This window comes from Priestia sp. 179-F W1.4 NHS (assembly GCF_045369295.1).
GTDB classification, from domain to species: Bacteria; Bacillota; Bacilli; order Bacillales; family Bacillaceae_H; genus Priestia; species Priestia zanthoxyli.
The window spans coordinates 1-7,357 of sequence record NZ_JBIQFF010000035.1 but is presented as its reverse complement, the minus strand read 5'-3'; the positions used below and the strand labels follow the sequence as shown (position 1 = coordinate 7,357).

Below are 7,357 nucleotides of genomic sequence, written 5' to 3'. Positions count from 1 at the left end.
AAAGCAAAAGCAGTTAGATTTTCAACACTTGAAGAAATTTGTAAAGCATTGGATTGCCAACCAGGAGATATTTTAGAGTATCAAGCAAATGAGGAAAAAGAGGATTAATATATTTTCCTCATACTTCGTTTTATTTCAGATCAAAAACAAAAAAGCTATCCTAAGGGCTGATAGCTTTTTCTACTTGTACATTAGATTGTAAGTGGAGTTTACAATGCTTATCTAGTAGTTTGTTCAAAGTTAGAGCTAATATGTAACATTTTTGTGGTAATTAAAAGAAGATTGATTATACAAAAGGGTTCTTCCATAGTCATTGGAAGAACCCTTTTCATTTACACTCTGTTATTTACTAGAATTTTGGTTTTTGTTCGCAGAAGCTTGAGCATTTTGACGTTTAACGTGTTGTACGTCAGTCTCACTAGCAAATTCTGTACCGTATTTACCAGAAGATGCTTGAGCGTTTTTTTGCTTCACATGTTGAATATCTGTGCCTGAAGCTGTCGTGTTAGAATATTTGTTTTCCATTACTATCACCTCCACAAGAATTAATATATCCAAGTGAAAGGGCAGTATCCTTAAAATCATTTGGTAAGAAAAACATGAGAATTCCAGTACAGATAGGGAACATTACTACAAGGAAATGCAATTTCTTTAAAAGCTATAGATAACCAACTTAAAGTTGGTTTGAATTGCCTTAAGGCAATTAGTTTGTTAACGAGAAAAATCATGACCTTGGTCTTTAGATTTATTTATGGAGCTACTTCTAAATCTTCTAAGCTGTTGCTGCTGTTTTTGCAGAGCTTGCTCTTCACTACGAGTAGCTTGTTGGATCGCATCAAAGATGCCTGAAATCGTTCCTATGACCTGCTCTTTGGTTTTTATCTGCTTTTCTATAGCTGGGATGACATCTTTCTCAAGCTCTCTAATTTCGCTTTGTCGCTTGTTTAAATCATCCGGTCCTTTATACCCTTTTTCGTTAAGGTTCTCTTTATAATGATTGGCTTCGTACTGTAATTCTTCATAGTGTAGACGTGATTTTTTTGAAACCAATCGTTTAGCTGTCTCACCAGGACTATTACTTAGTTGATCAAGTTCTTTCTCTGCTTTTTCAAGGCTCGCAACTTGATTCTTCATCGTATCTAGATAATCTTTTTCTGTTTCGAAGATTTTTACATTTTTCTTTAGTTTGTATAACTCTTCTTTCTGATTCCCAATTGCTTTTTCAATGACTTCTAATGTTACTGGCGTCTTTTTGGCCATGTCGATATGTTTCTCTAGTTTTAAGGCATTGTCATAGCTTAAATATTGTCCGGCTGTTTTTAAATCAGGATAATGTGAGCTTACCTCACGGATCTTAGCCATTTTAATGGCTTCTTCTGCTTGTAACAATACTTTCGTTTCCACTTGAATTTGCTTTTTCTCGTATTTAATTTGATGCATACGATTCTCTTTTTGTTGAGAGAACTCTTGATAGCGTTCATAGAACTCTTCTTCATTTGAAAAACGTAGAGATTCTTTATACTTTTCAATGCTGCTTTCATAGTTTGCTTTATTGCTTTCAAGGTCAGAGATTTTATCAAGATAACGACGTTTTAACATATTATTTTCTTTCAGTTTAAACGGATTAAGCGATCCCTTGAGTTCATCTACTTTCTCTTCATTCTGCTTAATTTCATGCTTCAGAGCCCGCATACTGTCATAATAACTGCTGACGTTCAGGAATTGTTGCTGTTGAACATGAAAATGGCGTTCAATTGGGTCATGACGATCACTCATTTTACGTAATTCGCCATGGCGTTTGTAGATATCGTCTAAGGAAACCACTTGTTGATTTAAAAGAGATGCAGCCTTTTGAATCTGTGTTTTTTCAACTTCTGTAGAGAAGCTAAATTGCTTCTCTTTTTCTTTCATTTTTTGTAGATGAGCTTCTTTTTGGCGACGGTAAGTCTGTAAGTCGATAACTACTTGATTGTATTCTTGGCGCTCCCGGTTAACTTGGCCGCGCTCGCTTTGTTTCCCCTTCTTCTCCATGTCGTGAGCGACATGGCCTAAATGGATGGTTGGAAGAACTTCAAGGCCACGACTCTCATGAGAAAGGTTCGTGATGCGCTCGTTGCTTTGGGCTTTCTCCAACGCTTTGTTGGCATAATTCGCCCATTGTTCACGAATAGATAAGCAGCCTTCGCTGTTTTTAACGTACCCACGGTTGTTTTCTTTGGCATTCGCAAAGTCAGCATTCCAATCACGATTCTTCTTGCCGAAACCATTCTCATCAAGATTTCTCATAGTTAACATAATGTGAGCGTGAGGATTATTCGCATCGTCACGATGGATGGCGATGTCGGCCACCATTCCTTTTTGAACAAACTCACGTTGTGCAAAAGACTGAATGAGTTCTTTTTGTTGGTCTTGATTCAGTTCAATTGGCAACGCAATGTTTAATTCGCGTGCTAACTGTGAGTCTTTGCGCTTCTCTACTTTTTCAACTTCATTCCATAAACGGTTACGATCTTTCATCCATTCTGGCGCATTAGTAGGAGTCAGAATCATGGTTTCTGGTTGCACGTTACGAGCATAAAACTTTTGCTCGTCTGTACGTTCATCATGTAGTTTTTCACCACTGCGATAAGCAGCTGCAGCGACAGCTGATTGTCCTTTTGAACGACTGATAATTTGCATCGATAGATGGTAGATAGCCATAATTCTTTCCTCCTTTCTCGAGAATGGGTTAGTAGTTTAGGAATAAGTTGATAAGAGCACAAGGTGCGCTAATCAACGCTTTTGATGAAACCATCATCCTGAACACCGAAGGTGTCAGATGGTGGTTTCATCTTTGCCGATAGGCAAACAGTTTTTATGAAATTCGCCATCTAGGCGAATGGGTCTTTGGTTTTGTCTTTTTGTTCCGAAGGAACCGCACACATCGGTACGATGTATAAGTGCGCCCTTATCTCTTCGATCTAAGGGAATTATACCATATCCTGGTGAGAGAATCTATGCTAAGGATACCAATTTATCTCAATTTTTGATATAATCAATTCAAACATTAGAGAACATAAAAAGGAGATGAGGATGGTGCCAAAGAAGCGAACAGATGAGGAGATTCTTCAGGAGTTAGAAGAGAAAATTGAGAAGATGAAAGCGAAGAAACAACAAGTTGAAGCGCGTAAAAAGGAAAAAGAGAGAAAAGAAAGAACAAGACGACTTATTCAAGTCGGCGCGATTTTTGAGAAATACTTTGAGATTCAAAGTGAAGAAGAAGCAGAAAAGATTGCGAAGGCACTGCAATCTTATGTAGGAAAAAATAAAGATAAGATTTTGCATCATGATGTAGTTGTAAAAGAAAAAAATAAAGCAGAAGCTGAAGTAGCTACTGCTAAAGAATAATCTATATTGTAAATTATAAGAGTTTCAAATTGGCTATTTTAGTTTGAGTAGTTTATTCAAGCTAAAATAGCCAATTTGAAACCTTGTATTTCTTATACTACTCAATATCAATTTCTCGTTCTTTATTTGGAAACTCAACTAGATTGTCTGTTATTTCTTTCTTTTTTGGCTTTTGAGTTTTTGGTTTTTTGACTATAACTCCTTCAATCTCATCCCCATTACTATCTACTAACGTCACTAACTCTCCATCAGCATTCCGGAAATTAACATATAAATTCGTTTTTGAGAGACTTACCTCATACTCGTCCATCAACCCTTGTAATGTACTGGCAATAAGTTCAGGTGTAACTGGCTCTTCAAATTTAATCCTCATTTTCCATCACCTCATTTTTGTTGTAACTGACACTTATATATTAGTCTGGTATGTTATCTCCAAAACTCCCACCACTTCTTTTTGCTTTCTTGCTGGGAAGCAGCCACCATTTTTTTGGTTTCCCTAATGTCCCGCATAACTTGAATAAGGATCTCGTCTCTTTTTTCAGTTCCGCCATCGTCATCCATTCTTTCAAGCAATGTCTTTTTTAACTCATAAACTTCTTGGGTTTGATTATCTTTAATAGCTTGTATCTCATTTTTAAATGTTTGTTCTTGATCCTCAAGAAGCCTTACAAAGCGCTGTTCTTGCTCTTTTAAAAGTACACTCATTAGCGTCATAGCGTCATGACTACTAGCATCTTTTTCGGTCATGACGTCATGACCATCTATGTCGTTTCCAGTCATGACATCATGACCCATCGGCTCTATTTGTTTCTTGTTGGCCGTCCCTATCTTCCTTGCTACGGACTCAATGGTCATACCGTCATAACTGATTAGCTCTAAAAACATCTCCAAAGCTTTTATGTCTTCCTCTGTAAAAAGACGATGTCCTAAATTGTTTCTCTGAAAAGAATACCCTTCTTTTTCAAGGCTAAAAACGTATTTTTTAAAGACAGAGTCTTTGAGATTTAACCTCTTTAAAACTTCACCCGTTTTATAAACAAAGTTATTCGTATCAGACATAACGTCATGCCCCCTCTCTAATTCATTCGTCATGACATTATATTAGCCCTTCAATTAAAGAACTGGCAAACGAATATATTTAAAGAATGCCGTGATGAACAACGGCCATCTCACTTAGAATTCATATTAATTTCTAAGAAGTCTAGTTTTAGATTATTTTCATAAAGGGACTCTTTGCTTGGGCGGCCATCCCTTATACGCCTGAGTGTAAAGGGTAGTTTTTAAGGTGTTTAGTCCGTTCAATAAAACTATCTACAAAGTTTGCCATTGCTTTTGTGTCATCACGTTCTAAAAGCTGATTATAGGCAATGGTATAAGCTAATTTATGCATTTCTTCAGTAGAAAGGTTACGTCCTTGTTTTATGTAATCTACAAGTTTATCAAAAGCAATATGAGCAATATCTTGCATGATAGATCTATCAACTGATACACCAAAGTTCTTCATTGCAAGCCAAATACGTCCGTATAGAGACTTAATTTGATTACCAAAAAAAGCTTGATATTGTTGAAGTCTTTTAGGAACCATTTTTATATAAGGTTTACGGTTAGATGTTGTTTTACTCATATTTAGATGTTTAATATTATGTATTTGTTTTAAAAAGGTTTTGTTTTCTTGGTGTTGCATTTTTGAATTTTCTTGTGTTGTATTTTGTTGAATTTGATGATTTTCTTTGGTTGGTTCGTCTTTTTGGATTGGTTGAATAATGATAGCATTACTTGTTTGTTTCATGTCACTTCTGCGTTTCATTTCTAGTTGCTTAATAATTCCTAAATCCTCTAAATGTTTACACACACGAATAATAGTAGCGCGACTTTTACCAACTAATTTGCCAATGTTGTTTTTTGTTAAGAAAGAAACACCTAGGTGTTTCGCTGAATGTCCATGTAAGACTTTTAGTACTGCAATGTGAGTTTTCTTTAGGGTGTTTTTATGCATCTCTACGTGAGATCTTACTGTTTCATTTAGCTCTTCAATAGACTTAAAGGATGATAAGTTTTCGTATGTTTCTACACTTGCAATAATCTCAATTTTTTCTTTTGCCATTTTTATTCGCTCCCTTTTATGGAAAACGAAAAAAGACGTGATACCGTTTTACAGGTAAACACGTCTTTTAAAATGATAAAAGAGTATAGAACTTCCCCTTGTTTTTCATGTAATTCTATCGTAAAATGAACATAGAATTACACTAAAGAAAAGGTGAAGCAGGTGTTTACCGTAGTGTGTTTACGGTGGACGGTTGAAGAAGGGCCCTAATCCTTCGACAACACGCTTTGCCTTTTTCGATTTTCCGATCATGTAATTGATTTAATCATAGCAAACTCTACCAAGTTTAACAATGGAATTTTTAGATAATTTAAGCATATATCAGTTTTTTTCTGCATCTTGTGAAATAGATTTTTATGTTTTCTTATTAAATAAAAAAAGAGCAACCCTATCTCAACTGGCATTGGGGAAGGTTGCTCTTTTTTGTTTAGGAATTTTCCTTTGCAAAAGTAAAAGAAAAGTTTAGATTAGGTTGTTAGCTATCCTAGTGTAACATAATAAAGCAAAACTTGTCATACAAATTTCAAAATAAAAGAAGCAACCTCATCATTTAGAAATGAGGTTGCTCTTTTGTAAGGGTTCATCACTATGGGATGAACAATTATTGGACTTAAAGTGTAACATAATGAGGTTCGAAATGCTATTTTTGGGGTGTGAAGCATATGCATAAAGGGTGCGCTTTTTATGCATCTATTTGTCACTCAGCCCGAGGCCAAACGTTGATAAATCAAGGATGTATAAAAAGCTGCATAATTCATAAAGAGTGCCTCTTGAAGAACCCTTACCTACTAAGGGTTCTCTTTTTGTATGTGTTCCTAAAAGAGACATTATGTTAACTAGATTTGTATATGATATACAGCATAAAAACAAAAAAAGCTACCAGCTCAATAGTAGCTTTTTCTGTTTATTGAAAGGTAGTCGTAAAGTGATGATACAATTCATCTTGAATAGTTTGCTCAAATTATGGTTTGATATTCAGACTGCTTATTAATAGGCACTGTATTCATGTTAATTTGTCTCAATACATCTTCATATTTGAAATCCTGATCAATCTTTAGGATTATTTTTTTAGGTTCATTTTTATATTTCTGGATTAGCTTTAATAGCAATGGACGTACATGTTTATCGAATATGTTTAACTTTGTTACGCCTCGTTTTAAATTTTCTAAATTACTTGAACCTAATCTTTTATGACATCTCTCTAAGCAAACTTGAAAAGGTACGTCTAGAAAGATAATAATATCTGCTTTTTTAAATCTTTCTTCATAAGTTTCTTTATAACCCCAACCTTCTACTACCCATGTGTCTTTATCCAATAATTTGTTTAATTCTCTTGAAAAATGTCTGATTTGTTGCCTGGTAGGAGAAGGAGTTGTTTTTAAAAATTTGAGTTTTTCATCCATTTCAAAGAATGGAAGTGAAAGATCTTGGCTTAACTTTTTCCCTAGAGTAGTCTTTCCTGCACAACCATTTCCAATAATACATATCTTAGACAAGTTTTACCCTCCTCTTTGGAATTGACAGTTAAATTACTGTCCTAATCACTGTTATGTATATGTCCATTATCTGGGACATTATTATTTTTCTAGAATCAATATAAAATAACAGCAGGCTTAATCCTGCTGCTATACTAAGTATTTACTTCTGATAAAAAGCATTATGTTAACTAACTTTGCATATGATATAAAGCCTAAAAACAGAAAAAAACTACCTCTAGAGTTGGGAAGGTAGTTTTTTTCTCTAATTGGCATTTCAGAGATGATGCTTGCCACATCATGAGTAGTTTGCTCTATGTAAATAAATGCATTCACAGAAAGTAGTCTCTGTGAATGCATTTATTTACATAGGAATCATTTTATCTTTTAT

Annotated in this window: 8 protein-coding genes; 2 read left to right on the top strand and 6 right to left on the bottom strand. The window is 34.9% G+C overall.

What is annotated here, in order from left to right:
* A partial coding sequence (locus ACH0CI_RS27755) for a helix-turn-helix domain-containing protein (protein WP_406902617.1) occupies positions 1–108 on the top strand: 108 nt, incomplete at its 5' end.
* A gap of 234 nt (positions 109–342) precedes the next feature.
* Here the strand turns inward: ACH0CI_RS27755 and ACH0CI_RS27750 are convergent.
* Positions 343–525, bottom strand: coding sequence for a gamma-type small acid-soluble spore protein (locus ACH0CI_RS27750; RefSeq protein ID WP_406902616.1), 183 nt, complete (start codon positions 523–525; stop codon positions 343–345).
* A gap of 186 nt (positions 526–711) precedes the next feature.
* On the bottom strand, positions 712–2,700 hold the full coding sequence (gene mobQ, locus ACH0CI_RS27745) for a MobQ family relaxase (protein ID WP_406902614.1): 1,989 nt from the start codon (positions 2,698–2,700) through the stop codon (positions 712–714).
* A 375-nt stretch (positions 2,701–3,075) separates the two neighbouring features.
* Between mobQ and ACH0CI_RS27740 the strand changes: the two genes are divergently transcribed.
* The gene (locus tag ACH0CI_RS27740; RefSeq protein WP_335577139.1) at positions 3,076–3,387 is read left to right on the top strand and encodes an NIP7 pre-PUA domain-containing protein; all 312 of its coding nucleotides are present in this window, start codon (positions 3,076–3,078) and stop codon (positions 3,385–3,387) included.
* Positions 3,388–3,484: 97 nt separating this feature from the next.
* Here the strand turns inward: ACH0CI_RS27740 and ACH0CI_RS27735 are convergent, their stop codons facing one another.
* The 4 genes from ACH0CI_RS27735 to ACH0CI_RS27720 all read right to left on the bottom strand — a co-directional run bounded on the left by ACH0CI_RS27735 (position 3,485) and on the right by ACH0CI_RS27720 (position 6,987).
* A complete protein-coding gene (locus ACH0CI_RS27735) occupies positions 3,485–3,760 on the bottom strand; it encodes a hypothetical protein (RefSeq protein WP_335427078.1) in 276 nt (91 codons plus the stop codon).
* A 53-nt stretch (positions 3,761–3,813) separates the two neighbouring features.
* Positions 3,814–4,446, bottom strand: a complete 633-nt coding sequence (locus tag ACH0CI_RS27730) for a DUF3967 domain-containing protein (protein WP_335427079.1) — start codon at positions 4,444–4,446, stop codon at positions 3,814–3,816.
* A gap of 193 nt (positions 4,447–4,639) precedes the next feature.
* On the bottom strand, positions 4,640–5,491 hold the full coding sequence (locus tag ACH0CI_RS27725) for a helix-turn-helix domain-containing protein (protein ID WP_335577138.1): 852 nt from the start codon (positions 5,489–5,491) through the stop codon (positions 4,640–4,642).
* Between the two features lie 956 nt (positions 5,492–6,447).
* Positions 6,448–6,987, bottom strand: a complete 540-nt coding sequence (locus ACH0CI_RS27720; protein ID WP_228307915.1) for a shikimate kinase — start codon at positions 6,985–6,987, stop codon at positions 6,448–6,450.
* Positions 6,988–7,357 lie beyond the last annotated feature (370 nt).